The following is a 1,728-nucleotide window of genomic DNA, read 5'->3' on the forward strand; positions in this document are numbered from 1 at the left end:
CTCCGGCAGGTTCAGGAGCGCTGAAAAATGCAGGTCGGTCCAGCCGTTCTCGTCCACCGCAGCCGGGGAGAACTCGCGCCCCAGCAGCCTGGAGAGCCTTCGCGCGGCGGGCGAGTACTCTTTCCCCGCCGGTGCCTGCTGGCGTTTAGTGGCGAGCGCGCCAGATCGCTCCCCCGCTGCCAGCAGCGCCTTCGCCGCGTCCGCGTCCAGATAACCCGTCGCCGCCGCTCCGCGCGAGGCCTGCCACTTGCGGATCGCCTCCCGTGTGCCGCGGCCGAACAGGCCATCCGCAGGCCCCGGTTCGAATCCCGCCGCGGCGAGGCCCTTCTGTATCCGTCGCCGCTCCGCGCGGGTCAGCTCCAGCGTTGCCTCCGCCGCCTTGAGGGCCGGCGTCCCGCCCGGCTGCCCGCGCGCCGCCTGCCCCGACCCGGCGAACGTCCAGAGCAAGACCAACGTCGCCAGCAAAACCGGTGTTCTGGGAATCGGCATGGTATCCTCCACCGCGGACTTCCAAAGCGTGCGGACATTCTAGGGCGCGCGATCCGGTCGCGTCAACTTGACGATATCGGGGCCCCCGGTGGTGAATTCGTTCCCGGCCTCGTGCTTCTTGAGCGGGACGCCTTCGCTTATGGGGCCCGAAACCTCCCGAATGGTCTCGTGATTTCCTCGAAGGGACGATTCCGGGGATGTTCGCGGAAGTCTTGAGTTGACATCAACACACCGACGAACCTATTTTCGATCCATGGAGACGAGGCAAGGTGGTTTCCGGGTGAGTTTCTGCCAGGGACGTCGATACGACTGACGGATGCAGTCGGAGCCTGTCGTATGATCCGTTCGTTGATGTTGGCGGTGTTGTTCGTGACCGGGTACGGATCGCCGGTAGCTGCCGACCCGGGCAATGGGGGACGGAACGCCTGCAGGCCCGCGGAAGCACTGGAACCGTGGCGCCCTGACGCTGACGCGGGCGGCCGGTGGAAGATGCTGGAAATGGGGCGGTTTTGCCGCGTGGGGCCGGGCGCGTCTCAGGCGCAGGTGATGGCCGCCGTGAATGAGCGCGACGCGCTCGCGGCGAGCATGACGCCGCAACCGTTGGTCACGGCGCAGGAACGGGCGCGACGACGGCGGTCCGGCGGCGTGAGCGACAGGCCCGAAGCGGCGGCGGCGCGACAGACGCCGGCCCGACCGTCGGTGCGGGCCAGATACGGCGACGCGGAGGATGCGAGGGAGAAGGAGGAAGGACGGGCGGCGACGGCCTTGCTGGAGGGCGGGAAATCGGCGGAGCTTGAACGGGACATGCGGCGGCATGAAGAGTTTGAACGCCGGTGGCCGGCAGGGAAGGAATTTCGTGAGTGCGGCGAGTGTCCGGAGATGGTGGTGATACCCGCAGGCAAGTTCATGATGGGATCGCCGGGGGGTGAACTGGGGAGGTACGGAAACGAGGGACCGCGGCACGAGGTGAGAATCGGGAAGCGGTTCGCCGTGGGGAAATACGAAGCGACGCGCGCCGAGTATGAAGTGTTCGCGAAGGAGACGAGTCGTGAAACGGCCGGCGGTTGTCATGTCTTTCGTGGGAAGAGGTGGAGGCGCGACGGCAACCGTTCGTGGCGGGACCCTGGATACGGACAGACGGCAAGAGAACCGGTGGTCTGTGTCAACCGGGATGATGCACGGGCGTACGCCGCATGGCTTTCCGAGAAGACGGGGAAGGAGTATCGGTTGTTGAGCGAG

At 66.7% G+C, this 1,728-nt stretch carries 2 protein-coding genes; one reads left to right on the plus strand and one right to left on the minus strand.

Going from position 1 to position 1,728, the window contains the following annotated elements; genetic code table 11:
- On the minus strand, positions 1-489 hold a 489-nt coding region (locus OXF11_21820; GenBank protein MCY4489726.1), incomplete at its 3' end, for a peptidoglycan-binding domain-containing protein.
- A gap of 546 nt (positions 490-1,035) precedes the next feature.
- Here OXF11_21820 and OXF11_21825 point away from each other — a divergent pair.
- Positions 1,036-1,728: SUMF1/EgtB/PvdO family nonheme iron enzyme (locus tag OXF11_21825; GenBank protein ID MCY4489727.1), on the plus strand; the 693-nt coding region annotated here is incomplete at its 3' end.

Source organism: Deltaproteobacteria bacterium (assembly GCA_026712905.1).
GTDB lineage: Bacteria > Desulfobacterota > Binatia > UBA9968 > JAJDTQ01 > JAJDTQ01.